The organism is Paenibacillus sp. JT31N7 (assembly GCF_059692095.1).
The window spans coordinates 2,034,972-2,060,260 of the sequence record NZ_JCAUAT010000001.1 but is presented as its reverse complement, the minus strand read 5'-3'; the positions used below and the strand labels follow the sequence as shown (position 1 = coordinate 2,060,260).

Genomic DNA, 25,289 nt, shown 5'->3' with positions numbered 1-25,289 from the left:
CGGGTACAAGAGCGGTACGCTTACGATAAAGCGGGATAATTTAGTCCTGATCCACCGCAAGCGTGCGGAACGACACCGTCTGGCGGTGATTGTAAGGGAAATGGTCGATAATTTCCGTCAGATTGCCTTCGACATCGGGTAGGACTCTGCCCCGAACCCCGATGATTTTCCCGTCGGGCCCGACGACTTGTTCTTTAAACGTATAGGCCTGAAGACGGCCGCGATGGTCATTCTGCGATTGCAGCCGGTTATGAAGAATAGCCTTGTTCAGCGCGTCTTCCCCTAAGCGGTCGATTTCCGAATCGTTGTAGTGGCTGGGATAAAACGTTTTGCCGTACGTCAGGGAGGTGAGCGTTTCCCCGGTTACGGGGTCCGTTCCCTGCCGTCTGATGACGGCTCTGCGGATTCCGTTCTCCGGCAGTTCCTCGATTCTTACCACCGTGCAGCGGTCCCGGCTGACGGCGTTCAAAAAGCCGTTCCAGTTATGCAGCCCCTTCAAAGTCCACCCGCCTCCGTAGCGGGTTCCGGCAGGCAAATAAGCCTGCTCCCCTTGGTGGACGGTCTGCCGCGTGCGCGCCGTCGTGAAACGGTGCCGGCGTTCCGGGGCGGTTCCGGCACGCTCCGCGCCAGCCGCACCGGCCGCAGCGTCAGCGCCGCTGCCGGCGTCCGCCGCGCTTTCCGCGGCAGACGGGGCTTCTGCGGACCGGGCCGCAGAGGGCTGCTCCTGCGCGCCCGGCGAAGCCGTGGGCGCACTTGGCGCGGAAGGCTCCTTCCCGGCTCCGAGACCCGACAGGCGGTCAAGGAGCAGCCGCAGACCGGCCGCCGCCGCCATACGCGGAGTGAACGTGCCGAGCAGCGGCAAAATCTCTCCGGGCTGAAGCCGCCCGGCGTGTTTGCGGCGGGCTTTGAAGCTGCCCGCCAGCGTATCGCTTACCGCGCCCCACAGCGGGAAGAAGGAAGTGAACAGAAAGGCGGTGCCGAGCAGGAGCACGCCTTTCGCGGCGGCACTCTGCCCGCTCCACCAAGCCTGGGTCGGAACGTACAGGCAGGAAACGCAGGCACTGCCTGCCGGGCTTGTTCCTGCGGCCGCGGCAGGTCCGCCGGTCCAGGATGCGGCGCTCAGCAGAAGGAATCCCGCCGCAAGGAGGACAGCCGCTTTGTTCAGCGTTTTCATTTCGTCCTGGAGATTGCCGAGGCTGCGCTTGGCATCTTTTTTGCCGTACAGCAGGGTGAACGCCAGGCGGCGCCGGATCCGGTAGAAACGGAGAAGGCTGACGTAGCTTTGGGCGCCTTCCCTCAGCATGCTCACAGAACGGTACAGCTCGCGGAACGGTTCGATCAAGTTTTCGGAGCGGAGCAATGTCAGCCCCTTCCGCATGCGGTTCAGGTCGGCATAGTCGTATGCGATCGCACCGATCAGCAGAACGATAAATACCGCCTTGGTATAAGCGCCCCCGCCGAGCGTCATATGAAACCCGTTCAGCCAGGTCGCCTGTGTCCCGTTATGGACCGCATGATCCGCAGCGACCCAGACAAGCAGAAAGACGGGCAGCGCGTAAGCGGATTTCCCGATGACTCTGCGCAGGCGGATGGCGATTCCGAGGCCGAGGGCACAGAGGGCGGTTGCCGCCGTATGCCCGGTCCAAGGCGAGGCGAGACCCTGCTCAAGGGAAGGCAGGAAATGAACCGGGCTCCAGCTCATCGCGCTATCCGGCGAAACCGCCGCGGAGCCGGCCCGCTCCAGACTGGCATGCAGCCGCATCCCGTATTCCTCCAGAAACTGGAGTCCGGCTCCGGTAGCGCCCCCGATCAGGGCGAAGTCGGCCAGGCTGAGCGAGGTCGCTTTGCGCGAGCCCCACAAAAACAGAAGCAGGGGAGCCAGCTTCATCAGCTCTTCCGTCAGCGGAGAAACGAGCGACGCGTTCCAGACGGCGTAAACCGCCGGATCGAACGGCAGGAAGACCAGGTGAATGAACAGCGTATTGAGCGGAGCTACGATCCAGGTGCCGATGATAAAAAAGGCGGCGTACGCGGACCAGCCGACGGTTTTGGAACGGCAGACGATCCACAGCTGCCAGAGTACGTAAAAAGAAACCAAAGCCTGCACAAGCAAAGTGCGGCTGTCTTTCATAAAAGGCAGGGACAGGCATAAGACGGTCAGGCCCAGCCAGGATAAAATCGAATAGAAGGCGAACAAACGCGGAGCCTGCGCGGCTCCTTTTTTCCAATGGGTACGAAACCGGTCGCGAGCGGTCCGGATGGTTAAACGCAAACCTGGCAAAATCATATCATTTTCCTTTCTGTGCGCCGATGGCAGACAACAATCTTCTGTCCTGTTACCGGAGCCGGAGACGGGCAAAGAACCCGTGTTTCGCTCCGCTGCGGGAACAGCGCCCTGAAACAGGACGGCGGCTTCAAATATGCCTAACCGAACGGGTGAAGCGGCTCAAAGGTTCCACAAACGGGATCAGGAAGTTCCCTTGGGCCTTTGCTTTCCCCCTATAAAAGTTCGCAGAGACCGCCCGAAATGGGACTCAGGTGCGCGGAGCCCGGAGCCGGCTAAAATGCCGTTGATTTTGAACACGTCTCTGTGAGATGGTAAGAAGATAGAAACGATCAGGCGGCTTTTTATTTTCACCGGAATTCGGCGGAGGTTTATGTGAAGATTTTAATCCCTTTTAATCACTATGCACAACTGTTTCCCCATAAAAATACCGCCCTCTACCAAGCGCTGCGGGAAAGTATAGTAGAAGGAAGACTGGAATGGGGCTCTAAACTCCCTTCCAGCCGGAAGCTGGCGGAGGTATACGGAATCTCCCGCGGACTCGTTATGCAAGTATACGAGATGCTGATGTCCGAAGGATACATAGAAGGCAAACCGGGGAAAGGAACGTTCGTTGCCTTCCGGAGCGACCAGGCGGGGGGAACCGGCTCCTTTTCGGAAGAACCTCTCCTTTTGTCGGCGTGGGGACGCCTTTTGATGAAACCGGAAGGTGAGGCTGGCAGGCGGCAGGAAGGGAGAGGCGGCTCGGCAGGAAATAAGGAGGATAGCCGGGAGCAGGAGTACCTCGGAGCAGAGCGGAGGCCGGGCAGCGTACCAGGAGAAGCCGGGAAGCAAGGAGTGACCGGCGCTGCCTACTGGAGCGCAGAGCCGCATACACCCGCGGGTCCGGACGCCATCGTCTTCGAGCTGTCGGGCACCGACAGCTCGGCCTTCCCGCGGCAGGCCTGGAACCGCTGCCTGCACGAGCAGGTGCGCAGCGCCGCCTTCCTTGAGGGTCCGCTGCGCGACCCTCAAGGGGACTATTCGCTGCGCTCGGCTATCGCGCTGCATCTGCGGCGCTCGCGGAGCATCGACGCGGACCCCGATTGCGTCGCAATCGTGAACGGGTCGATGCAGGCGATTGCGCTGACGATGCAGCTGCTGGTAGGCCCGGGCGACGAGGTAGTCGTCGAATCGCCCGGGTACAGCGGCGCCGTACGCGCTGCGGCGGCCGCGGGCGGCCTGCCCGTCGATGCGCCCGTCGACGGGCAGGGCATTATCCCGCAGCCGTGGAATGCACGGCTGCTGTTCGTCACCCCCGGACGGCAGTTTCCGACCGGGGCGGTTCTTCCGCTCCAGCGGAGGCAGGAGCTGCTCCGCTGGGCGAAGGAACGAGGCGCCGTCATCATCGAGGATGATTACGACACCGAGTTCCGCTACGCGGGCCGGCCGCTGGAGCCGCTTAAGGCGCTGGACCGCGAAGGCCGCGTCCTGTTCGTCGGCACGTTTTCGCGGACGATGTACGCGGGCCTGCGCCTCGGCTATGCGGTGCTGCCGCCGTCTCTCGTCGAGCCGTTCCGGCGCGCCAAGCAGCACTACGAGCCGCTGACGACGGGGATGCTGGAGCAGCGGGCCCTGGCGGCCTTTATGAACAGCGGCGCCTACGAGCGCCATCTGCGCAGGATGCAGCGGGTGTACGGGGAGAAAGCCGCCCTGCTGCGTTCGGGGCTGACTGCGCTGGATTCCGCTTTCGAATGGATGCCAAGCGAAGCGGGACTCCATATTTTCGGCTGGTGGAAAGGCGGCGTGGAGGAATATAGGCGCTTTGCCGCCGAATGCGCCGAGCGGGGTGTTTTCTGGCGGGACGCCGGACAGCATGTCCGCTGCGGAGAAAGACCCGCGGCATGTTTCGGTTTCGGACATCTGTCACGGGAGGAGATCGGCCGCGGCATCTCCGTGATGGGGGAAGTCCTGAGGGAAACTTTTTTGTAGGCATGCGGGAATCTCCAAAAGGTTTGTGCTATGATGTGAATGAAGGACGAGCCCGGTTTGACTCGCCGAGGCTTTTCCGTAATATAGAATTCCCGTAGGAGTGATTGGATATGGCCGGATTTACCGGAGGTACAAGTATTATTTTGCGGCTTGAGATGATGAAAGAACGCACGAATTTCGGACAGATCGCAACTACGATCGGCGACGCCGGCGGCGATGTCGTGGCAATTGACGTCAACCGTTCAACGAAAACCGTTACCGTCCGGGATATTACCGTTAATGTCAGCGACCAGAATCATACGGGTGCCATCGTGAAGGCCCTGAACGAGCTGGACGGCGTAAAAGTCATTAACGTGTCCGACCAGACGTTCCTGCTTCACTTGGGCGGTAAAATCGAAACGACGCCGAAAATACCGATCAAAAACCGTGATGATTTGTCCCGTGTGTATACACCCGGTGTGGCAAACGTTTGCATGGCTATTCATGAAGATCCTTCGAAAGCGTTCTCATTGACGATTAAACGCAACACCGTTGCCGTTGTATCGGATGGTACGGCGGTTCTGGGACTGGGCAATATCGGTCCGGAAGCGGCCATGCCTGTTATGGAAGGTAAGGCGATGCTGTTCAAACAGTTTGCCGGTGTAGACGCTTTCCCGATCTGCCTCAATACACAGGACCCTGAAGAAATTATATCGATCGTAAAAGCGATTTCCCCGGCTTTCGGCGGAATCAACTTGGAGGATATTTCGTCCCCGCGTTGTTTTGAAATCGAGAACCGGCTTATCGAAGAGCTGGATATACCCGTTTTCCACGATGACCAGCACGGCACGGCGGTCGTTCTGCTTGCCGGAATGCTGAACGCCGTCAAGGTCGCGGGCAAGAAGCTCGAAGACTGCAAGGTTATCGTCTGCGGGATCGGAGCCGCCGGTATCGCGTGCACCAAGATTTTGCTCGCGGCAGGCGTTAAGAACGTGATCGGAGTGGACCGTGAAGGAGCACTCGTCCGCGGCCAATCGTATCCGTACCAATCGTGGCAGTGGTATGCCGAGAATACGAATCCGAATGAGGAAAAAGGACGTCTCTCCGAAGTCATTGAGGGAGCCGATATTTTTGTCGGCCTGTCGGGACCGGGTGTGCTTAAAGTGGAAGACATCAAGAAAATGGCGGCTGATCCGATCGTGTTCGCCATGGCGAATCCGACACCGGAAATCGCGCCGGAAGAAGCGGAGCCTTACGTGCGCGTCATGGCGACGGGCCGTTCCGACTATCCGAACCAGATCAACAACGTCTTGTGCTTCCCGGGCCTGTTCCGCGGTCTTCTGGACTGCCGCGCCACGCGTGTGAACGAGCAGATGAAGCTGGCGGCCGCCAAAGCTATCGCATCCGTCGTTTCGGAAGATGAGCTCAACGAGCTTTACATCATACCGAGCGTGTTCAATAAGCAGGTCGTGAAGAAGGTCCGCGAGGCCGTGATTGCGGCCGCTTACGAAACCGGCGTAGCCAGACGGAAAAGCGCCGATATCCGCAGCGACGAATCCGTCCAATCCGAGCAGTCCGCGGACGGCGCGGGTATGCTATAATAAATTCCTGGTTACAGTTTTACTAGGAAAGCAGGCGATACTATGTTTCATACGGAAACTTACGGAGGAACCCGTGAAGAGCAGTATACTCTCGTCATAGCCCAGTTGAAGGCGCTCATTGAAGGGGAGACAAGCCGGATCGCCAATCTGGCGAACGCTTCGGCGCTGCTCGGCCAGTTTCTCCGGGACATAAATTGGGTCGGTTTCTATTTGCTGGAAGGAGAGCAGCTGGTGCTCGGACCTTTCCAGGGGCTTCCGGCTTGCGTGCGCATTCCGCTCGGACGCGGAGTATGCGGTACGGCGGCGCAGACGCGCGAGACGCTGGTCGTCGAGGATGTGGAGCAGTTTCCCGGGCATATTGCCTGCGACGCGGCCTCCCGCTCGGAGATTGTCGTACCGCTCGTTAAAGACGGCGAGCTGCTGGGCGTCCTGGATATCGACAGCCCGAACCTGGCCCGTTTTGACGAAACCGACCGCGTTATGCTGGAGCGTTTCGTGACGGAGCTGGCGGCTCAGCTGTAAGCTGACGATCAGGGTACCCTCTGCACGACGTGAGTTTGTTTAGTGAATTAGTTAGCTTTGAGAAGCCCTCGTACCTGCCGGTGCGGGGGCTTTTTTTAGAGGCGCTCACAAAATATTTTCATTTTTTGTATTTATTTCCCATGATAAATTCGTTAGAGTAGAAGAGAACACAGTAACGCGCTTCTATGCCTGAGGACGAAATATAGAGGATTAAGCTTGCTTGTAAAAAGAAGTGCTCATTTGCCGAGGAGGAGAGCTTATGAAGACGATTGAAATACGAAATCCCCTGCTGCCTCTGCTGGCCGGGTCGTTATTCAGCGTTTTTATGTTTGTCACGCTGATGATTCAAAGCTGGGACCAGCCTCCCTTGCTTAGGCCATTGATAGTTCTGGGCCTCCTTTTTGCGCTTTTTACCGCCGGATGTGTTCTGTTCGATATGATCGAATCCCGGCACGTTGAGTTTGAAGGCCGGGTAACGGCATACGACAACGGAAGGCTGTCGCTGAAAACGAGGGAGGGCAAGGTGAAGCGCTACCGGCTGCCGTCCAGGGAAATACCGTCGGTGGAAAGCGGAGAGCTTTTGGAGGCGGGCAATCAGGTGAAGGCGACCGTGACGAAAAGAACCGGTCAACTGCTGACTTTGGAGGTCCTGTCCGGCTAACGGGGCGGGATTTCTGCAAGCGATAAACATGGCTGGAAGCAGAGCCGGCGTTCCGAGAAGCTACCATTCTGACATAGGACTCGGAAAAAGCCGAATCGGGCCTTATCCGGGCTCTTGATCCGGCTCTTTTTTCGGCCTGTCGGCCAAATATAGAATCAGATAAAAAAACGTCATAGCCAGTGCCAAAATGGCGCAGGGCAAGCCTTTCGAAAACAAGTTCTCAAAGTGCGGAGCGTTTCCCAGCGGCCCGGTCCGCTGCTTGTAAACTTCCGGCATACCGCTGATAAATTGGACGGTGTATACGACCATCATTAGCAGGGACATACCTCCATAGAACAAATAAATCGGTCTTGTACGCATGGCTTTCGCCCCTTCCTTTTTCTACCATTTTACTGTTTCCGTGTCTATAAAGTTGCGATAAATGGCCGATTCATTGACAGGCTCTGTCGTGACTCCTAAGATATGGGTACAATGAAATGTGCTTATGCGGGTATGAAGTTAAGCTGCCCGACAAAGAAAGCTCCGGCGAACGGGGAGAAAGAGGGCGAGAACGCATGCTGACAATCACGGAAAGCAACCTGCGGGCCGATCGGGAACCGCTGCTTCATCCTTTCGGATTTAAAGGAGGACAATTAACGGAGCTGTGGCAGCCGATTGTTACGCTAACTTGTGAAAGCGGTCACAAGGGTACGGGAGTGGGCGTCCAAAGCCCGTTATGGTCGGATGCCAATCTGATGGCGGCTCTCGGGGAACAGGGAGCCAATGAACTGATGTACAAATTTGCGGAGGAGACCGTAAAGTCCCTGGAGGGAGCCTCCTTCGCGCATCCGATGGAACTGTTTGAAGCCTTATATGCGCGGCCTTCGCAGTCCTGGTTCGCCAGCCAGGGGCATCCTGATATCCGGCCCACTTATGTATTGAACGCGCTCGCAGCGGTCGATTTCGCAGCCTGGGTCCTCTACGCGCGGGAGCGGGAGATTTACCGTTTCTCGGATCTGCTGCCCGGGGAATTCCGCAGCTTAGGCGAGCAGAAGACGGAGGCGGTTGCAGCCGTTCCTGCCATCGCGTACGGGACGGACGACGGGGAGATCACCGGCCTGCTGGAGCAGGGCTGTACTGTGCTCAAAATTAAGCTGGGGTCCGGAGGCGACGATATGATCGACTGGGACAGCAGGCGCCTTCGGCATATTCATGAGCTGACCCAAGCTTATTTGCAGACCCACCCGGCCACCGCGGAGGTGTCTTACTATCTCGACCTGAACGGCCGTTACGCAGCAAAAGACGACCTCCTGCGGCTGCTTGAGGACGCGGACCGCAGCGGATCGCTGCCTTATGTAATTCTGGTGGAAGAGCCTTTTCTGGACGGGCGTGAAATCTCCGTCGAAGATGTACCGGCCCGTATTGCCGGGGATGAGAGCATTCAGTCCGAGAGCAATGCCCGCTATTACATGGATCTGGGCTACGGAGCTCTCGCCCTTAAACCTGCGGCCAAGTCGATGAGCCTGAGCTTGAAAGTGGCCGCTCTTGCCGCCGAGCGGGGAGTGCCATGCTTCTGCGCCGATCTCACGGCCAATCCGCTGCTCGTGGAGTGGACCCGCGTGCTGGCCGCTCACCTCCGGCCTCTGGCCGGGATGGCTTACGGCCTGATCGAATCCAACGGCGGGCAAAATTACCGCGACTGGGACCGGCTCGTAAGTTATCATCCGGCGGCGGGAGCGGGCTGGACCCGCACACGCAGCGGGTTGTTCGAGCTGGACGAGACTTTCTACGCGGAAAGCGGCGGCGTGTTCCGGCCGAGTTCTTACTACGAAAGCCGCTAGGTATTCCTGCGGGCTGTGTACCGGCGTCAGCGTCCTACGGCTTCGAGGCTGAGAATATCTTTGAGATAGCCCGGAAGGGCGTCGAGGTGATTGCCGAGGAACGCATCGCTTTCCATGCCGACCCGCTGGGCGGCGGGCACCATGGACAATTGGGCCGCGAACACCGTTTTGCGGGGGTGGTCCTCGATGACATGGAACAGCCCTCTGGAAACCGCTTCGATATAATCGTTTTTCTTGCCCTGCATGACGAGCTGGAACGTATTTTCCAGGAGGACCGATTCGATCTGGATCTCCTGGCCGGCTGCGTCGGCAAACTTATGGAGTTGTTCCATCGTGCCTTCGACAGTCGAAGGATTGGTGAAGACAAGAACAGAAGGCCGGTTGAGCTGCAGGATTTTGTGAAACAGGGGATCGTCGATTTTAATGATCGGTACCGGGCAGGAGAGATTTTCAGGCAGATGAGCGGTAAAATAGGTACAGGTGATCAAAATGGCATCCACATGACAGCTGGCTAACCAGTCGAGTGTGGATTTTATTTTGTTCTGGGCCAGTTCCTCCGTAAAATCGCTGTCGTTCTTGATCCGGTCCAGACCGGGATCGACGAAATGCACTAGCTCGATGTCATATGAGCCGAGTGCTTTCTCGATATGTTCGATATTGGAATAGTGGGCATGGTAGCAGCCAAGTTTTCTTTTCATGAGATAGACACCCCGTCCGAAGTTTTCTATGAAGTATAGCAAGCATAACAATATTTGGCAATGGGAACACGGGGGTAGAGCGGGTATAAAAATGTCTTCTCACTATGCGCCGTGAGGCAGCCGTACTTAGGAACCGGCGAACCGCATCAGCTCCCGGTTGAATTTGCCCATTTCGCAGTAAAACAAGCCGTGTCCGCTGTATGCAAACGCCACGAGCTCCGAGCCTTTGATGCCCGCTTGTGTCGCCTGGGCTAACGGATAGGGACAGATCAGATCCTGCGCCCCCTGGAAAATCACAGTGGGCACGGAGATTTTGGGCAGATCGGGACGCAGATCCTCGTCTCTCAAAAGAGCCGCCCCCATGGCGGTCGCGTGCCCGGAGGATGACAGGGCGATTCCGTGAAACCAGTTTTGAAGAGGGGCCGACACATACCGGGCAAAAAAACGGCCGCCGACATCTTCCAGCATTTTAGGGCGGTCGGTATAGGTTCCTTCTATGAGATGATTCACCTCTTCGATTGAATTGCCGTACGGGAAATCCGGACGTTTGGTAAAAAGAGGAGCTGCCGGAGCGAACAGAGCCAGCTTGGAAACGCCAAACCCGCCGTGTCTGGCCATATACCGGATCGCAATGGCACCGCCCATAGAAAATCCGGCCAGTATTATGCCCTCGAGCCTGAGCGTCTCGATCACGCGGCGGATATCGTCCGCCATCCGGTCGTAGGAATAGCCTTCCCAAGGACGGTCGGATTTGCCGAACCCCCTCAAATCCAGGCCGATACAGCGAATTCCGGCTTTGGGCAGCTGATCGAACTGGTACTCGAACATCGTGTGATTAAGCGGCCAGCCGTGAATGAACAGAATCGTTTTGCCGCCGCCCCCGGGTCCGGGGTTCAAATCCTCGACGTAAAGGTTAACTCCCTGCTCAACGGGTATGTAGATGCCCATCCTGTGCCTCCTTTGGATGAAAAAAATAAGTAAGGGCGTAACCCGTGATGGATGAAAGTGCCCGCAATCACTACTGAGGCAAACACCAAACGGGTGCGGCAGAAGAAAAATCCGCTGCTTTTTACTATTGTATGTGAGAAGGTTTGGACGATATTTCTTCAGGCTTGAGTGATTTCGGAGGGAACGGGCGTAGTACATGATAGGGACAGAAGAAACAGATCTCGGGATTGGAAATACGGGGGGCACTATATGGAAAAAACGGAGGAATGGTTGGTTCGCGGGGTGTCTGGACAGGATGCTGCAGCACTGGAAGCGCTTATGGACTTATACGCTTCGAACGTATATGGCCTGGTGCATCGTATCCTTCAAGGGGCGGTGTCGCGGGAGGATATCGAGGAATGTGTCAGCGGTGTTTTTGCCGCCGCCTGGCACCGTAACGAGCAAACGAACAGGCTGGAATGGATGCTTCTGTCGGTTCGGCCCGGCCAGAAGGAATACGAGCTGAAGGTGTCTTCCCTTCATACGCTGGTAAGAGGTCCGTGGGAATTTTCGGTGGATCATCCTTAATCGGGGCCGTCGCTGTGATCTGGTGAAGGAGGGAGAGAGTGAAAAAAGTGCTGCTGGGTATAGCCAAAATGGCGGCGATCTTCGCGGCCATTGCGATAGGATCTTTTTATCTTTTTACGCTGGCGGCTTTCGTGCTCTTGGCTTTAAACGAATGGACGGGCTGAAGCGTGAAACGTCGGCCGTGGAATGACCGCTTAGGGACAGTTGCGGACACGACTAAAAAAACCGGTATTCCCGCAAGGGGATACCGGTTTGCTTTGCTTATACGTCTGCGGACCATTCACGCAGCTTGCGGTCTGACGGAAGAAACAGCGTCAGGATGCCGAGAATCGGCAGAAGGCTGGACAGCTTCATAATGAGGCTGATACCGTGCGCGTCGATCAGGTTGCCCAGAACGAGCGCTCCTATCCCGCCCATGCCGAACGCGAAGCCCGTAATCAGGCCGGACACCATGCCGACTTTCCCCGGAATCAGCGTCTGCGCATACACGACGGTGACGGAGAAGCTGGAGAACACGATGAATCCGGTCAGCACGAGCAGCACGGTTGCCCATCCCAGACTGACGTAGGGGATAAGGGCGGCCAGCGGAGCCGCACCGCACATCGAGACGAAGATGACGGTTCTCTGTCCGAACTTGTCGGCGAGAGGTCCGCCGAAGAACGTACCGAGCGCGCCTGCGGCCAGGAACAGGAAAATATAGATTTGCGCCTGGTCGATGGTCGTGCCGACGACATCGCGCAAATAGAAGGCGTAATAGCTCGTCATGGCCGCCGAGTACCACGAGCGGATAAAGACCAGGAACACCAGCACGACGATCGCGGTGGCGATCTTATTCCGCTTGGCAGGATCCATCGCGCGCTGCACGGTCTTCTTCGCCGTCACGGCTCCGGCCTCGATCACACCCTTATACCAGCGGGCGATAAAGGTTTGCACGAGCATGGCGGCGCCCGCCACGAGGGTGAACCAGATCGAGCCGAACTGGCCCAGCGGGATGAAGATCCATTTCGTCAGCAGCGGAGCCAGCGATTGACCCGCGTTGCCGCCGACCTGGAAGATCGACTGGGCCAGGCCCTTGCGGGAGCCTGCGGCCAGGTGGGCGACCTTCGAGCCCTGCGGATGGAAGGCCGCCGATCCCAGGCCCACCAGCGATACGGCAAGCAGCACGAACGTGTACGAAGGCGCGAACGCGAGCAGGAGCATGCCGAGGAAGGTGGAGGCCATGCCGAGCGGCAGCATGTAGGGCTTGGGCTTCCGGTCGGTATACATGCCGATGACCGGCTGCATGATGGAAGCGGTCAGATTGAAGTAGAACGAGATCCATCCGATCTGGGCGTACGAAAGCGTCATGCTGTCTTTTAAAATCGGATAGATAGCCGGGATAACCGACTGAATCGAGTCGTTGAACAGATGCACGAGACTGATGGCAAGGAGTACCTTATAAACCGTCGGTTTCGACGAAGGGATTCCTGCTGAGGGTCGTGCGGTGCCGGCATTGACTGTCGCCTGCGACGCCATAGGGCACGCACTCCTTTCGTGAAGCTAGTGTGTAGGACGCGTAAGCGTACCGATCCGTTCGCCCATGCGGACTTTGCTGCCCACCTGGAGATCGGAGCGCGGCGTCAGGATGCCGTTCTCGGTGACGAGCACAACCGTCGAACCGAATTCGAAATAAGCGAGGTCGTCGCCCGCCTGCAGATGAGACGGTAGGCCTCCGACATACTGAATGGAGCTGACGTTGAGCGCGCCGACTTTCACGACGGCAATTTCGCCGGCTTCATGCTCCATCACGGTAATGAGACGCTCGTTGCGGCTGAGCACGCGTGTCATGTGGCGCAAGCCGAATTCGTTCACGGGATAAACCTTGCCGGGAACATGTTCTTTCTCCAATATCTCGCCGGTAACGGGAGAGTGGATGCGGTGATAGTCCGTCGGGCTTAAATAAAGCACCATAAAAAAGCCCTTCTCGTAATTAATCGTACGCGGGGAACGGTTGAGCAGCTCCTCGACGGTGTAATCCTGCCCCTTGACGCTGAGCATGCGGCCCGCCTCTACGGGGCCATAGCCGGTAATAACGGCGTCCACCGGGCTGACCAGCGCGGCCGGGTCCGTATCGACCGGACGGAGTCCGGGCTTCAGGCGGCGGGTGAAAAACTCGTTGAGTGTGGCGTATTCTCCGATCGCCTTCTCCGCTTCTTCTACCGGAATGCCGTAAGACTTGGCAAACCACGGAATAAGAGAGCGGCTGAGCGGAGATTTGGAAAACGAACCGGTCATCCGGGAGATCCATTTGCGGGATGAGAGTTCCGTCATAAGTCGAAACAATGGTTTCATGCTTAGTTCAATGCTCCTATCTATACGTTGACTGTAGTCTTCGTTTTATCTTGCCATAGAATGAACGTTTTGACAATTGCCGCGACCCGGCGTTTTCGGGCGCTCAACAGCTGAAAACGAAGCTTTTCGCCGGGACGGTGCCGTTATCTTCGGGTAGACAGGTATGATTTGGGTTAAGGCTGCCTAAGCTGGTTAGAAAAAGGGGGAAGACCTATGTCCGGTTTGGTGTGGGGAACGGTTGTTGTCGTGCCGTGGCTGCTCGTTTGGCTTCAAAATAAAGTTGCCGGGGCCAAATGGATCATGGATACTGCGGCTTACGCGGCACTTGTACTTTTTTCCGGTATTGCGGGGGTGACCGTGGCGGAGATTCTCGTAAACAACACGGTTTTTATGACGAGCGTGCATAAGGTGTTCCTGAATCCGGTCTTTTTGGCAAGCGGGGGGTGGCTCGGTCTGTACGCTCTGCAGCGTCTTATAGTAGAAGGAATTTTTTCAGGGAGAAGAAAGAAGCGATGAGCCGAATTTTGATCGAAAAATAACTGGTACAAAATGTAAAGTTTATATATAATAAGGTTGGGTTTAATGAAAGCGCTTACCAGACGTAAAGAAAACAAAATTAGGAGGAGGAAGCTAATGAAAAAGCGAGCCAAGGAGCTCAATTACACGGAGATTGCGCAATCCAGTCAGTTCCAAACTTTATTGAAACGAAAAAGACAATTCATTTTACCGCTTTCCCTGTTCTTCTTTGCCTTTTATTTTACGCTCCCGATTCTCACCTCTTACACCACCGTGCTTAACGCCCCTGCATTCGGTTCCGTCTCCTGGGCGTGGGTATTCGCCTTTGCGCAGTTTATCATGAGTTGGGTGCTATGTATCCTTTACTCGCGCCGGGCCGCTAAATTCGATGTGATGGTCCAGCAAATCCGGCAGCAAATGAAAGGCTGATCTCATTTCTCATAATTGGAGGGAAGTCAAGTGAATTTGACGGCATTCTGGTTATTTCTGGGCATCGTGGCGATCACACTTCTGATTACCTATTTCGCGGCCAAAAAAACCAACTCCACCGATGAGTTCTATACGGCGGGCGGAGGACTGACGGGCTGGCAGAACGGCCTGGCTATCGCCGGTGATTACATGTCCGCCGCTTCTTTCCTGGGAATCGCGGGCACGATCGCGTTGGCTGGCTTCGACGGGTTCTTTTACAGCATCGGATTTCTGGTCGCGTATCTGGTCGTTCTCTACCTTGTAGCGGAGCCTCTCCGCAATCTCGGGAAATATACGGTGGCGGATATGATTGCGGCCCGTTTCAACGAAAAGAAAATCCGGGGCGTGGCGGCTTTGAATACGATCACGATCTCCACCTTCTATATGATCGCGCAGCTCGTGGGCGCGGGGGCGCTCATCAAGCTGCTGCTGGGGCTCGATTTCACGACATCCGTTCTGATTGTCGGTCTGCTTATGACCGTCTACGTCGTATTCGGCGGGATGACGGCAACTTCGTGGGTACAGATCGTCAAAGCGGTGCTGCTGATGGGCGGAACCTTCATTCTTTCGATTGTCGTGTTCTCGAAGTTCAACTTCAGCGTGACCGAAATGTTCGATCAGCTGAAAGCCGTTACTCCGCTCAAAGAGAAGTTTCTGGACCCCGGCAATAAGTATAAAATTCCGCTCGACACGCTCTCGCTTAACTTGGCGCTCGTGCTGGGAACGGCCGGTCTTCCGCACATTCTGATCCGCTTCTTCACGGTGAAGGACGCTCCGACCGCGCGCAGCTCCGTCGTATACGCAACCTGGATCATCGGCATCTTCTACGTGCTGACGCTGTTCTTGGGCTTCGGCGCGGCCGCGTTTGTCGGGTACGACAACATCATCGCGGAGGACAAAGGCGGCAACATGGCGGCGCCTCTCCTGGCTAAAGCGCTCGGCGGCGATTTCTTCTTCGCCTTTATCGCGGCCGTCGCTTTCGCGACGATTCTGGCCGTTGTCACCGGTCTTGTTCTCTCCGCGGCTTCCGCGTTCGCGCATGACTTCTACAGCCACATCGTACGCAACGGGAAAGCTACGGAGTCGGAGCAGATGAGGGTAGCCCGCTGGGCGTCGGTCGGCGTCTCCATCCTGTCGATCATCTTGTCGCTGGCCGCATCCAAGCTGAACGTCGCGTTCCTCGTGTCCGTAGCCTTCGCCATCGCGGCCAGCTCCAATCTGCCGGTCATTCTGTTCACCGTCTTCTGGCGGCGCTTCAACACGGCGGGTGCGGTAACGGGCATGCTCGTCGGCCTGATCTCCTCCCTGGTGCTTGTGGCCCTGAGCCCGAGCGTATGGAGTCCGGAAGCGGGCAAAGCCATCTTCGTGGGCACGCCGCTGTTCCCGCTGACGAATCCGGGCATCGTCTCCATTCCCCTCGGATTCCTGGGCGCCATTCTCGGAACGGTCTTGTCGAAGAAAAAATCGTCGGATGCGAAGTTCGACGAGATTGTCGTCAAAGCCAACGTCGGCAATATCAACATGTAAGCGGGCGACGACCATGCCCGGCACAACAAAGAACCTCCCGGTCCTTGGCGGACGGGAGGTTCTTTTGTTCTATTTTGCCGGCACGCATCAAAGTTTAATCGTCGAAACGGCATTCTTCGAGGCGGAGCACCTTCGTTTTCTTCTTGACTTTATAAACGATCCAGACGATCAGGAACAGCGGAATTCCGATGTAGGAGGCGGTCAGACCCGCCCAGTCGACGCCGCTTTCCGAGATGGCGGAGTAGTTCTGGCCGAGGATCACGACGATACAGACGATCAGGGCGAAAATGGGGCCGAACGGGAACCATTTCGCCAGGTACGGCAGATCGCGCAGGTCCCGGCCCTGCGCTTTGTAAGCGCGTCTGAAGCGGTAGTGGCTGACGGCGATGCCGAGCCAGGCGATGAACCCGCACATGCCGGAGGCATTGAGCAGCCAGATGTACACGACCCCGTCGCCGAACATGGAGGCGAGGAAAGCGAACATGCCCACGGCTGCCGTCGCGATCAGCGCGACCACCGGCACGCCGCGCTTGTCGAGCTTGCCGAGGAAGCGCGGCGCTTTGCCTTCGCGGGCAAGCGTCCAGATCATCCGCGTGGATGCGTACATGCCGGAGTTGCCGGCGGACAGGACGGACGTCAGGATGACGGCATTCATGACGGAGGCGGCAAACGCCAGGCCGGCTTTCTCGAACACGAGCGTGAACGGGCTGATCGCGATATTTTCGACGTCGCCGCTGATCAGGTTATCGCTCGTGTAGGGAATGAGCAGGCCGATGATGAAGATGGCGAAAATATAGAACAGCAGGATGCGCCAGAAAATGGTGCGGATCGCTTTGGGCACGTTCTCCCGCGGGTTTTCGCTTTCCCCGGCCGCCACGCCGACAAGCTCTGTCCCCTGGAAGGAGAAGCCGGCGGCCATAAACACGCCGAGCACGGCCATAAATCCTCCGCTGACGGGAGCGTCTCCCAGCGTAAAGTTGCTGAACCCGACGGACTCGCCGCCGATAATGCCGAATATCATCAGAATCCCGACGATGATGAATACGATGACGGTCACGATTTTAATAAGGGCAAACCAGTATTCGGACTCCCCGTAGCCGCGGACAGACATGTAATTCAGGGAGAACATCAGCACCAGGAACAGCAGACTCCATAGAATGGAGGGACTGTCGGGCAGCCAGAATTTCATAATAAGCGTGGCCGCGGAAAGTTCGGCGGCAATCGTAATGGCCCAGTTGAACCAGTAGTTCCAGCCGAGCGCGAATCCGAGCGCCGGATCGACGAACCGGGAAGCGTAAGTGGAGAAGGAGCCGGATACCGGCATGTAGGCCGACAGCTCCCCGAGGCTGGTCATGAGAAAGTAAACCATGATACCGATGGCCGCGTAAGCGATTAAAGCGCCGCCGGGACCTGCGGAATGAATGGCTCCGCCGCTGGCCAGGAAGAGTCCGGTCCCGATGGAACCGCCAAGCGAAATCATGGTTAAATGTCTGGCTTTCAGGCCGCGCTTAAGTTCCGTGGTCTCGGAACCGGAGTTCGGTTGTTTCATAAGGAACACCTCTGTCAATAATTTGTCTTGCCTGCTGCGCTAACCGCGGGTTAATAAAGGAAAACACAAAGAGCCCCGAAAAGGAGTTTTCGCGGCTGCTGCTTCTATCTCGCCTTTTCCATGAAGATAGCGCAACACCGCTGCTTGGAAGGGCAGTAGTGACAGTTCCGCCCCTATTCGGGAACGGACCCAATCCGGACGCAAGAGAAACGGCCCGAATTTCGGCGGCTGCTCCTTTCTCCCGGATTCTCTGACGTCTCTACCGTCTCCCCCGGAATACTCCTAGCACCCGCAACCTCTACCTCATCGAAAATGGATGAGGAACGTACTATTAAGTTCTTGTAAAAATGCTACATCGTTCAGTATAGAGAAAAAGAGGAATAGTAGCAATAGGAGAAACTGGTAACGGATACAAAAAAATTACGGCTGATTTTACAGGGGAAAAACACGGCGTTAATACTGGGGAAACAGGGTGCGGCTACGATTAAGGGGACGGAAGAAAGAAGGGTGACTATGGATAAAGGAATCGGCAATCTGGGACCGAGACGCATCATCGCGGCCGTCCGGCATTCGGAGGATTTGAAACTGGCGTGCGCAAGCGATCTGCCGGTTGTTTTTCTGCTGGTCGGTGATTTGTTCACCGTTCAGGATTATGTGAAGCAGGTGCTCGACAGCGGCAAAAAGGTGTTCTTGCACGTTGATTTTATAGCCGGGCTCGGAAGCGATCCCATCATTATTAAATATTTGGCCGAGAAGGTCAGGCCGACGGGTATTATTTCCACGAAAACGCATCTGATCAAGCATGCGAAAAAGAATGGCCTGGCGGCCGTTCAGCGCTTGTTCCTCATCGATTCGGCGGCCTTGGAGAACGGCATCGCCAACGTCCAGCAGAGCGGGCCCGACGCCGTGGAGATAATGCCGGGGCTGATTCCGCGCGTCATTACGGAAGTCAGCGAAAGGCTGTCCGTGCCGGTCATAGCGGGAGGGTTGATCCACCACCATGAAGAGATTGAAACGGCTTTACAGGCGGGGGCTGCGGCGGTTTCCATGGGCAGCCGGGCTCTGTGGGTGAAGGAAGCGAAGCGTCCGCGCACGGATGCTGCGGTTGTCCGTTAAAAGGGCGCGTCCGTTCGGATTCGACCACGAATCAGGGCGGGAGAACCAAGGAACTCGTGGCTGCCGCCTTACGCGGAAGGAGCTTTCACATCGCCACGGCTCTCGATGCGCGGTGTGGCGACGCAGGACGGTTGACGCGGCAATATGGTTGCCCGCCGTCATGGGATGCCAAGCACCGCGCGCTGGGAGCCTAGCCATGACGGTGTACCCGACGCGTGCATGCCTGTCGATGAGCATACGGCGAAGAGAAGAGTCCTATGCCGTCCGGATCTTTGTTTTAAGGCGGCGCACGCGGTGTACCTTTTTTCTTTACAAATCTTTAAAATCGCGTTCATACAGCGCTAACACTTGAGGAATAAAGTAGAAGCAAAGAGAGAAACAACTGAATCGGCAAGGGTTGAGATGAGGAGAAAACCCTTTATGCAATATTCGCCGCAGGGCATGGCACGACGGAAGTCCCGCTATCAACGGAGACCGTTTGTGCGATTGTTTCCTGTACCCGGTGCGTATTGGATAAAGGGTTTTTTGGGTTGTCTTCTTCCCGGCCGGCGATGTGTTCAAGGAGGCAAAACGCTTGCGGGGCCTGACAGAATGGAACGATGCAGAAGCTTATTTTTTTGATCTCGACGGGACGATCTTCCTCGGAGGACGTCTTCTTCCCGGAGCGGCGGAGCTGCTCCGCTTGCTGGAGGAAGCCGGCAAGACGGTCGGCTTCCTGACCAACACGACGACGCAGACGGCCGCGGACTGCGGCCGCCGTCTGCGGGGGCTGGGCCTTGCCGTCCGCGACGAGCAGGTCGTAACCGCAGCGGCGGCTGCCGCAGCCTACTTGGCGGAACAAGCCCCGCAGGCCCGGGTGCTCGCCGTCGGCGAGGAAGCGCTGATCGCGGAGCTGGACGCACAGAACATCCGCGTCGTGCGGACGCCCCGGGAGGCGACGCACGTGGTCGTCGGCATGGACCGGCGCTTCGACTATGCGAAGCTTCATGCCGCGTCCAGGGCGCTGCGGTCCGGGGCGGAGCTCATCGCCTGCAACCCGGACACGTTCTGCCCGGTGGAAGGCGACGAGCTGCCCGACACCGGGGCGATGACCGCCGCGATCGAGGCGGCGTCGGGCGTCCGCGCGTCGGTAGTCGCGGGCAAGCCGTCGCCGTACTACGCGCGGGTGGCCCTCCGCCGGACCGGCAAGACGGCGGACCGGTGCGTCATGGTCGGCGACCGTCTGGAGACGGACATCCGGCTGGGCCTTGCCAGCGGCATGCGCACCGCGCTCGTGCTGACGGGCGCGGCGACTTTGGAGGAGGTGAGAGCGGGGACGGTCATGCCGGACTGGATCGTACCGACACTGGAGGCGTTCACTAAGCCTTCCGGAGAAGAAATATTTAACACCCCCATTACATAACGTTAACGCAGCGGTGGAAATGGAGTGTTACATTGGGGACAAGCACGGCGAACTGCAAAAACCGAAATCATTTTATTTGGGGGAGACTATCCAATGCGGACAATCGCGAAAATGAGTGTGTTGACACTGCTTACGGCAAGTTTGATGGCGGGCTGCGCCAAGCCTCAAGCGGAAACGAGCGCAAGCACCCCGGGGGCGGGAACGGATAAGGCCAAAGAGAAAACCGAGCTGACGTTCTACTACCCGATCGCCGTAGGCGGCCCTCTGACGGCAACGATCGAAGCGATGGCGGCCGAATTCACCAAAGAAAACCCGGACATCACCGTGAAGCCGGTGTACACCGGAAGCTACGCGGATACGACAGTGAAAACCCAGGCGGGTGTTCAAGGTAAAACGCCTCCGGACGTAGCGGTTAACCTGTCGACGGAGCTGTACAGCCTGCTGGACATGAATGCGATCATTCCGCTGGACGAGTTTATCGCCAAGGAAGACAAGAACTGGCTGTCGGATTTCTACCCGGCTTTCCTGGCCAACTCCCAGACGGGCGGCAAAACGTACAGCATCCCGTTCCAGCGCAGTACGATTGTCCTTTACTACAACAAGGACATGTTCAAGGAAGCGGGTCTTGATCCCAACAAACCGCCGACAACATGGGAAGAGATGGCCGAATACGGCAAGAAACTGAAAAAAGAAGGCCGCTGGGGACTTGAAATTCCGGTATCCGGTTTCGCTTACTGGATGATGCAGACGTTCGCCCTGCAAAACGGCAAGAACCTGATGAGCGAAGACGGAAAGAAAGTCTTTTTCGATACAAAAGAAAATGCCGAAGGGCTTCAATTCTGGTCCGACATGGCCCGCAAGGACAAAATTATGCCGGAAGGCGTAACGGAGTGGGCGACGGTGCCTTCCGACTTTATCGCCGGTAAAACCGCGATGATGTACCACACGACAGGCAACCTGACGAATGTGAAGAAGAACGCGAAGTTCGATTTCGGCGTGTCGTTCCTGCCGCAGAAGAAATCGTACGGAAGCCCGACGGGCGGCGGCAACTTCTACATTTTCAAAGACATCGACAAGAAAAAGCAGGAAGCGGCCTGGAAGTTCGTCAAGTTTATGACGGAGCCGGAGCGTGCGGCCAAATGGAGTATCGAGACCGGCTACGTAGGTGTACGCAAGTCCGCTTATGAAACCGACGTGATGAAAAAGTACGTAGCGGAGTTCCCGCCGGCGCTTGTCGCCCGCGACCAGCTCCAGTATGCGGCAGCCGAGCTGTCCACGCACAACAACGGCAAAGTGTCCAAGGCGCTGAGCGATCAGCTCCAGGCGGTGCTTACCGGTGCGGCGGAACCGGCAGCTGCGCTGAAAAAAGCTCAGGAAGAAGCGGACAAGGCGCTGGCGCCGTTCAACAAGTAAGCGGGCCGGAGTAGAAATGCGGTCGGCAGGGTCTCCTTTGGCTCTGCCGATTCTTTATTCAACCGGCCGGAAACCGCAGGGAGGGAAGACAATGACCGGGAAAGTCGCGGTTTGGAAAGAAAACGGGTTTGCGTGGCTGCTTCTGCTGCCGTCGCTGGTGTTTCTTATTCTTTTTACGTTTTATCCGATGCTCAAGACGCTGATCTTAAGCTTCTATCAGGCTGATCTGGCTACGCCGCAGCCGATTTTCGCGGGTCTCGACAATTACAAGCACATGGCGGAAGATGCCGTCTTCTGGAAAGTACTCCGCAACAACGTCTGGTTTGCGCTGGGTACGGTGCCGACGGCCATCGCGCTCGCGCTGGTCATGGCGGCGTTCGCCAATAAAGCGCTTCGGGCGAAAGGATTCGTCCGCACGGCTTTCTTTTATCCGAACATGATTCCGATGATCGCCATCGCCAACGTGTGGCTGTTCATTTATACGCCGCAGTACGGGCTGCTCAGCAGAGCGATGGGCTGGCTGGGACAATCCCAGGCGGTCAACATTCTGGGAAGCCAGGATACGGTCATGTGGGCAATGATTGCGATGATCGTCTGGAAAGAAGCGGGATACCTGATGATTTTTTATCTCGCCGGCCTGCAGAATATTCCGAAGGACTTGTACGAATCCGCCGAAATGGACGGGGTCGGACGCTGGACCGTTTTTCGTAAAATTACGTTTCCGCTGCTTATGCCGACGACGTTGTTTGTCATGATCGTGGCTTTGACGAATTCGTTCAAGCTGGTCGATCACCTGTTCATCATGACTAAGGGCGGTCCCGACAACGCAAGTAACCTTCTTCTTTTCTATATTTACGATACGGCTTTCAGCTTCTGGGATCAGGGGATGGCCTCGGCTTTGACGATGGTGATGATCGTTCTGCTGATGGCGCTTGCGGCACTCCAGTATTTCGGACTGGACAAGAACATTCATTACCGTTAATTTCGCGCTAAAAAAGGAGGGTGGAACTCATGACTTCCACAACCGCCGGGCCAGCGGCACCCGAAGCTTCGCGCCGGGGCGGGACGGCAAAGCCCGCAACCGCCAGACGCAGGCTGTTTGCACAAGGGCCGCTGACCCTAGATTTCTGGCTGAATGCGCTTATGTTTCTCGTCGCGCTCGTCTGGATCGTACCTCTGGTCTGGATGCTGTGGACCGCATTCCGGCCCAAGGATTCCGTGATCAATCCCACGCTGTCGTGGGATTTTACTCTGGAGCATTTCCGGCATGTCTGGTCGGCCGCTCCGTTCGGGCTGTACTACGGCAACACGCTGCTGATTACCGGAGGCATTCTGGTCGTCCAGCTGCTTACCGTTACGATGGCGGCCTTCGCGTTCGCCCGTCTGAATTTCAAAGGTAAGGAATTTGTCTTCATGCTGTTTCTCGTGCAGATCATGATTCCGGCCGACGTGCTCGTCTTCCCAAACTATAACGTGCTCAAAGAGCTGAGCCTGCTCGATACGAAGCTGGGGATCATGCTCCCTTATTTCGCTTCGGCTTTCGGTATTTTTCTACTGAGGCAGATGTTCAAGACGATTCCTCCCGAGCTGGATGAAGCCGCCGTGATGGAGGGCTGCACGAAATGGCAGATCCTGTGGCGCATCTATGTGCCGCTTGCCCGGCCGTCTTACGTGGCCTTTGCCCTCGTATCGGTCAGCTATCACTGGAACAATTTCCTCTGGCCGCTTATCGTGACGAACTCGGTAGAAAACCGTCCCCTTACGGTCGGTCTGGCTATTTTCGCCCAGTCGTTCGAAACCGGCGCCCAGTGGGCCGAGGTGAGCGCGGCGACGCTGATCGTGATTGCGCCTCTTCTGGCCGGCTTCCTGTTGTTCCAGCGCCAGTTTATGAACAGCTTTATGCAGTCCGGCATCAAATAACAACATGTACGAGGGAACGGCATCGGCAAGGAACACATCCGTTTCACCGGCATGCCGGTAGGATCACCCATAAAAAAGGGCCGCTGACCCAATAGCGGCCCTTTTTGTCAATTTGGTATTCTATACGTTCAGCTTAGCGTAACGGATGGTGCGGCTTCCCTGTACAAAATAAATAAAACTTAGTGTGTCGGACTTTATGCAGATGCAAAATACCCGTACCCCGATTTGCGATGTCTTGTACTTGACGGCGGATCGGCTGCGGGTGTTTTTCTATTGTCATTTAACCCAACCAAGGCGAGTCCGGCCGTCATATCTTATAGAAGGGAGCTTTTTGTAACAGGTCTGCAGGCTTGGCGCAATACCTAAGGAGGTCATCACATGGCATACCGCATAGATATCAACACCTCGACATTTCTCCTGACGTTATATAACGACGGCAAAGTCGTGAAGACTTACCCGGTGGGTGTAGGCAAAGTGGGAACGAGTACACCGTCGGGCACGTTCACCATCGTCAACAAGGCGCCGAACCCCGGCGGACCTTTCGGGGTTTTCTGGATGGGGTTGTCCAAGAAACATTACGGCATTCACGGAACCAACGACCCGTCCTCAATCGGCAAGCGTTCCTCCCACGGCTGCATAAGAATGCAAAACAAGGATGTGCTTGCGCTGTCCAGGCTCGTTCCGATCGGTACCGTTGTGCGGATTCACCCATAAGAGAGGAAGGTGAATGATGAACATCTCATCCATCGCCATTGTGTCGCCGGGATCGTTCCCCGTTCCTTCCGGAACCAGCAGTTCGGTCGAGCATGTGGTGGAGCGGCTGGCGGACCGGCTCAGCGAGGCGGCGCAAGTCACTGTATTGGGAAGAAGAACGAGACGGAGGCCGGCAAGAGAGCAGATCGGAGGGGTCACGTATGTACGGCCGAGCTACAAAAGCGGCCTTCCGTACATCGAGGCCGTTTACCATAAGCTGAAACCGATGAATCCCGATCTCATCCAGGTAGAGAATCGGCCCCGGTTCGTCCGTTATTTGCGGAAGCGGATGAAACGGGCCAAGATTTGTCTCGGTCTGCATTCGATCACTTTCATATCGAAGCCTCATATCGGGCGCAAAGAGGCCGCCGAATGTCTCCGCTGCGCCGACCTTATTTTCGTCAACAGCGACTATTTGCGCAGGGAGGTCATCCGTCGGGCTCCCTCCGTCGCGCACAAGGTTGTGGTGAATCCGCTCGGAGCGGACCCGGCCATTTTCGCTCCCCGGATGTTTCACGAGGAGGCCCGTCAGGAAATGCTGGCGTCTCTGGGGCTTTCTGGACGCAAAGTTGTTGTGTACGCCGGACGTCTTATGCCGATGAAGGGCGTCGAGCAGCTTCTGCACGCGATGCCCGCCGTGTTTGCGGCTCACCCGGATGCGGTGCTGCTCGTCATCGGCGGCGCGGGGTACGGCAGCACGAGACAGACCGCTTACGTCAGGAAGCTGAAGAGACTGGCGGCCCGGTATCCGGACCACATCCGCTTCATTCCTTACGTATCGCACGATTCGATCCCGGCCTGGTTCCGGCTGGCCGATGTCGTCGCCGTTCCTTCCATGCGGATCGAAGCGTTCGGCCTCGTCAACGTGGAGGCTATGTCCTCGGGAATCCCGGTTGTCGCTACGCGTGTCGGAGGAATTCCCGAGATTGTCCTCCATGAAGCGACGGGGCTTCTGGTGCCGCTCCAGTCGGTGGAAGCGGAGCTTGCGCAGGCGATCTCCCGGCTTCTTGCCGACGACGAACTGAGGCGGCAGATGGGTCAGCGCTGCCTGGACCGGGTGGCGGAGCTTTACACGTGGGAGAAGATGGCGGAGAGACAGCGCGCTTTTTACGGCCTGCTGCCCTGAAAAAAATAAATGATCGGGGCCGGACCGTGTCCGCGCCCTTTTTTTTCATAAATAGGCATAAACACCGGAGCGGGACGCTGCATAGGATACAGGAGGGAGAAGAACCGGAAAGGGAGA

General features: G+C 56.9%; 24 protein-coding genes and 1 riboswitch. Of the genes, 17 read left to right on the top strand and 7 right to left on the bottom strand.

Annotated elements, in window-relative coordinates; genetic code table 11:
- Window positions 1–40 precede the first annotated feature (40 nt).
- Window positions 41–2,287, bottom strand: coding sequence for a PrsW family glutamic-type intramembrane protease (locus AC58P5_RS09270; RefSeq protein ID WP_497385857.1), 2,247 nt, complete (start codon window positions 2,285–2,287; stop codon window positions 41–43).
- Between the two features lie 372 nt (window positions 2,288–2,659).
- Here AC58P5_RS09270 and AC58P5_RS09265 point away from each other — a divergent pair, with 372 nt between their 5' ends.
- The 4 genes from AC58P5_RS09265 to AC58P5_RS09250 all read left to right on the top strand — a co-directional run bounded on the left by AC58P5_RS09265 (window position 2,660) and on the right by AC58P5_RS09250 (window position 7,018).
- Window positions 2,660–4,255: an aminotransferase-like domain-containing protein gene (locus tag AC58P5_RS09265; protein WP_497385856.1), complete on the top strand. Its 1,596-nt coding sequence runs from the start codon at window positions 2,660–2,662 to the stop codon at window positions 4,253–4,255.
- Window positions 4,256–4,365: 110 nt separating this feature from the next.
- Window positions 4,366–5,835 (top strand): NAD-dependent malic enzyme, encoded by a 1,470-nt coding sequence (locus tag AC58P5_RS09260; protein WP_497385855.1) that lies wholly within the window; start codon window positions 4,366–4,368, stop codon window positions 5,833–5,835.
- 42 nt (window positions 5,836–5,877) lie between these two features.
- A complete protein-coding gene (locus tag AC58P5_RS09255; RefSeq protein WP_497385854.1) occupies window positions 5,878–6,357 on the top strand; it encodes a GAF domain-containing protein in 480 nt (159 codons plus the stop codon).
- A 259-nt stretch (window positions 6,358–6,616) separates the two neighbouring features.
- Entirely contained in the window at window positions 6,617–7,018 is a 402-nt protein-coding gene (locus AC58P5_RS09250; RefSeq protein ID WP_497385853.1) for a hypothetical protein, read from the top strand.
- A gap of 102 nt (window positions 7,019–7,120) precedes the next feature.
- Here AC58P5_RS09250 and AC58P5_RS09245 read toward each other — a convergent pair whose 3' ends face one another.
- Complete coding sequence (locus AC58P5_RS09245; RefSeq protein ID WP_497385852.1) at window positions 7,121–7,378, bottom strand: hypothetical protein; 258 nt, start codon at window positions 7,376–7,378, stop codon at window positions 7,121–7,123.
- 194 nt (window positions 7,379–7,572) lie between these two features.
- Here AC58P5_RS09245 and AC58P5_RS09240 point away from each other — a divergent pair, with 194 nt between their 5' ends.
- Entirely contained in the window at window positions 7,573–8,838 is a 1,266-nt protein-coding gene (locus AC58P5_RS09240; protein ID WP_497385851.1) for an enolase C-terminal domain-like protein, read from the top strand.
- Between the two features lie 26 nt (window positions 8,839–8,864).
- On the opposite strand, the gene AC58P5_RS09235 is transcribed toward AC58P5_RS09240, so the two are convergent.
- Entirely contained in the window at window positions 8,865–9,536 is a 672-nt protein-coding gene (locus tag AC58P5_RS09235) for a hypothetical protein (protein ID WP_497385850.1), read from the bottom strand.
- Between the two features lie 126 nt (window positions 9,537–9,662).
- On the bottom strand, window positions 9,663–10,484 hold the full coding sequence (locus AC58P5_RS09230) for an alpha/beta fold hydrolase (protein ID WP_497385849.1): 822 nt from the start codon (window positions 10,482–10,484) through the stop codon (window positions 9,663–9,665).
- A gap of 249 nt (window positions 10,485–10,733) precedes the next feature.
- Here AC58P5_RS09230 and AC58P5_RS09225 point away from each other — a divergent pair, with 249 nt between their 5' ends.
- Entirely contained in the window at window positions 10,734–11,051 is a 318-nt protein-coding gene (locus AC58P5_RS09225) for a hypothetical protein (protein ID WP_497385848.1), read from the top strand.
- A 38-nt stretch (window positions 11,052–11,089) separates the two neighbouring features.
- Window positions 11,090–11,215, top strand: a complete 126-nt coding sequence (locus tag AC58P5_RS09220) for a hypothetical protein (RefSeq protein WP_497385847.1) — start codon at window positions 11,090–11,092, stop codon at window positions 11,213–11,215.
- Between the two features lie 97 nt (window positions 11,216–11,312).
- On the opposite strand, the gene AC58P5_RS09215 is transcribed toward AC58P5_RS09220, so the two are convergent.
- Complete coding sequence (locus AC58P5_RS09215) at window positions 11,313–12,566, bottom strand: MFS transporter (RefSeq protein WP_497385846.1); 1,254 nt, start codon at window positions 12,564–12,566, stop codon at window positions 11,313–11,315.
- Between the two features lie 24 nt (window positions 12,567–12,590).
- Window positions 12,591–13,382, bottom strand: a complete 792-nt coding sequence (gene asd, locus AC58P5_RS09210; protein ID WP_497385845.1) for an archaetidylserine decarboxylase — start codon at window positions 13,380–13,382, stop codon at window positions 12,591–12,593.
- A gap of 213 nt (window positions 13,383–13,595) precedes the next feature.
- Between asd and AC58P5_RS09205 the strand changes: the two genes are divergently transcribed.
- The 3 genes from AC58P5_RS09205 (at window position 13,596) to AC58P5_RS09195 (ending at window position 15,893) form a co-directional block, all read left to right on the top strand.
- Window positions 13,596–13,898, top strand: coding sequence for a hypothetical protein (locus AC58P5_RS09205; protein ID WP_497385844.1), 303 nt, complete (start codon window positions 13,596–13,598; stop codon window positions 13,896–13,898).
- Between the two features lie 117 nt (window positions 13,899–14,015).
- The gene (locus AC58P5_RS09200) at window positions 14,016–14,327 is read left to right on the top strand and encodes a DUF485 domain-containing protein (RefSeq protein ID WP_497385843.1); all 312 of its coding nucleotides are present in this window, start codon (window positions 14,016–14,018) and stop codon (window positions 14,325–14,327) included.
- A 30-nt stretch (window positions 14,328–14,357) separates the two neighbouring features.
- The gene (locus tag AC58P5_RS09195; RefSeq protein WP_497385842.1) at window positions 14,358–15,893 is read left to right on the top strand and encodes a solute symporter family protein; all 1,536 of its coding nucleotides are present in this window, start codon (window positions 14,358–14,360) and stop codon (window positions 15,891–15,893) included.
- A gap of 94 nt (window positions 15,894–15,987) precedes the next feature.
- Here AC58P5_RS09195 and AC58P5_RS09190 read toward each other — a convergent pair whose 3' ends face one another.
- On the bottom strand, window positions 15,988–17,442 hold the full coding sequence (locus AC58P5_RS09190; protein WP_497385841.1) for an amino acid permease: 1,455 nt from the start codon (window positions 17,440–17,442) through the stop codon (window positions 15,988–15,990).
- A 119-nt stretch (window positions 17,443–17,561) separates the two neighbouring features.
- Window positions 17,562–17,751: riboswitch (Lysine riboswitch) on the bottom strand.
- 204 nt (window positions 17,752–17,955) lie between these two features.
- Here AC58P5_RS09190 and AC58P5_RS09185 point away from each other — a divergent pair.
- From AC58P5_RS09185 to AC58P5_RS09155, 7 genes are all read left to right on the top strand, one after another.
- Entirely contained in the window at window positions 17,956–18,558 is a 603-nt protein-coding gene (locus tag AC58P5_RS09185; RefSeq protein ID WP_497386053.1) for a glycerol-3-phosphate responsive antiterminator, read from the top strand.
- A gap of 574 nt (window positions 18,559–19,132) precedes the next feature.
- On the top strand, window positions 19,133–19,960 hold the full coding sequence (locus AC58P5_RS09180) for an HAD-IIA family hydrolase (RefSeq protein ID WP_497385840.1): 828 nt from the start codon (window positions 19,133–19,135) through the stop codon (window positions 19,958–19,960).
- 93 nt (window positions 19,961–20,053) lie between these two features.
- Window positions 20,054–21,373 (top strand): ABC transporter substrate-binding protein, encoded by a 1,320-nt coding sequence (locus AC58P5_RS09175; RefSeq protein WP_497385839.1) that lies wholly within the window; start codon window positions 20,054–20,056, stop codon window positions 21,371–21,373.
- A 91-nt stretch (window positions 21,374–21,464) separates the two neighbouring features.
- On the top strand, window positions 21,465–22,355 hold the full coding sequence (locus tag AC58P5_RS09170; RefSeq protein ID WP_497385838.1) for a carbohydrate ABC transporter permease: 891 nt from the start codon (window positions 21,465–21,467) through the stop codon (window positions 22,353–22,355).
- A gap of 29 nt (window positions 22,356–22,384) precedes the next feature.
- On the top strand, window positions 22,385–23,293 hold the full coding sequence (locus AC58P5_RS09165) for a carbohydrate ABC transporter permease (RefSeq protein WP_497385837.1): 909 nt from the start codon (window positions 22,385–22,387) through the stop codon (window positions 23,291–23,293).
- 378 nt (window positions 23,294–23,671) lie between these two features.
- Entirely contained in the window at window positions 23,672–24,007 is a 336-nt protein-coding gene (locus tag AC58P5_RS09160) for a L,D-transpeptidase (protein ID WP_497385836.1), read from the top strand.
- Between the two features lie 13 nt (window positions 24,008–24,020).
- Window positions 24,021–25,172, top strand: a complete 1,152-nt coding sequence (locus AC58P5_RS09155; RefSeq protein WP_497385835.1) for a glycosyltransferase family 4 protein — start codon at window positions 24,021–24,023, stop codon at window positions 25,170–25,172.
- Window positions 25,173–25,289 lie beyond the last annotated feature (117 nt).

Excerpts from the sequence above, each read along its gene's own strand:
- AC58P5_RS09225 (WP_497385848.1), top strand. The coding sequence starts at position 10,734 with ATGGAAAAAACGGAGGAATGGTTGGTTCGCGGGGTGTCTGGACAGGAT.
- AC58P5_RS09165 (WP_497385837.1), top strand. The coding sequence starts at position 22,385 with ATGACTTCCACAACCGCCGGGCCAGCGGCACCCGAAGCTTCGCGCCGG.
- AC58P5_RS09250 (WP_497385853.1), top strand. The coding sequence starts at position 6,617 with ATGAAGACGATTGAAATACGAAATCCCCTGCTGCCTCTGCTGGCCGGG.
- AC58P5_RS09230 (WP_497385849.1), bottom strand. The coding sequence starts at position 10,484 with ATGGGCATCTACATACCCGTTGAGCAGGGAGTTAACCTTTACGTCGAG.
- AC58P5_RS09270 (WP_497385857.1), bottom strand. The coding sequence starts at position 2,287 with ATGATTTTGCCAGGTTTGCGTTTAACCATCCGGACCGCTCGCGACCGG.
- AC58P5_RS09240 (WP_497385851.1), top strand. The coding sequence starts at position 7,573 with ATGCTGACAATCACGGAAAGCAACCTGCGGGCCGATCGGGAACCGCTG.
- AC58P5_RS09170 (WP_497385838.1), top strand. The coding sequence starts at position 21,465 with ATGACCGGGAAAGTCGCGGTTTGGAAAGAAAACGGGTTTGCGTGGCTG.
- AC58P5_RS09205 (WP_497385844.1), top strand. The coding sequence starts at position 13,596 with ATGTCCGGTTTGGTGTGGGGAACGGTTGTTGTCGTGCCGTGGCTGCTC.
- asd (WP_497385845.1), bottom strand. The coding sequence starts at position 13,382 with ATGAAACCATTGTTTCGACTTATGACGGAACTCTCATCCCGCAAATGG.
- AC58P5_RS09260 (WP_497385855.1), top strand. The coding sequence starts at position 4,366 with ATGGCCGGATTTACCGGAGGTACAAGTATTATTTTGCGGCTTGAGATG.
- AC58P5_RS09160 (WP_497385836.1), top strand. The coding sequence starts at position 23,672 with ATGGCATACCGCATAGATATCAACACCTCGACATTTCTCCTGACGTTA.
- AC58P5_RS09175 (WP_497385839.1), top strand. The coding sequence starts at position 20,054 with ATGCGGACAATCGCGAAAATGAGTGTGTTGACACTGCTTACGGCAAGT.
- AC58P5_RS09215 (WP_497385846.1), bottom strand. The coding sequence starts at position 12,566 with ATGGCGTCGCAGGCGACAGTCAATGCCGGCACCGCACGACCCTCAGCA.
- AC58P5_RS09245 (WP_497385852.1), bottom strand. The coding sequence starts at position 7,378 with ATGCGTACAAGACCGATTTATTTGTTCTATGGAGGTATGTCCCTGCTA.
- AC58P5_RS09200 (WP_497385843.1), top strand. The coding sequence starts at position 14,016 with ATGAAAAAGCGAGCCAAGGAGCTCAATTACACGGAGATTGCGCAATCC.
- AC58P5_RS09155 (WP_497385835.1), top strand. The coding sequence starts at position 24,021 with ATGATGAACATCTCATCCATCGCCATTGTGTCGCCGGGATCGTTCCCC.
- AC58P5_RS09255 (WP_497385854.1), top strand. The coding sequence starts at position 5,878 with ATGTTTCATACGGAAACTTACGGAGGAACCCGTGAAGAGCAGTATACT.
- AC58P5_RS09185 (WP_497386053.1), top strand. The coding sequence starts at position 17,956 with ATGGATAAAGGAATCGGCAATCTGGGACCGAGACGCATCATCGCGGCC.
- AC58P5_RS09235 (WP_497385850.1), bottom strand. The coding sequence starts at position 9,536 with ATGAAAAGAAAACTTGGCTGCTACCATGCCCACTATTCCAATATCGAA.
- AC58P5_RS09190 (WP_497385841.1), bottom strand. The coding sequence starts at position 17,442 with ATGAAACAACCGAACTCCGGTTCCGAGACCACGGAACTTAAGCGCGGC.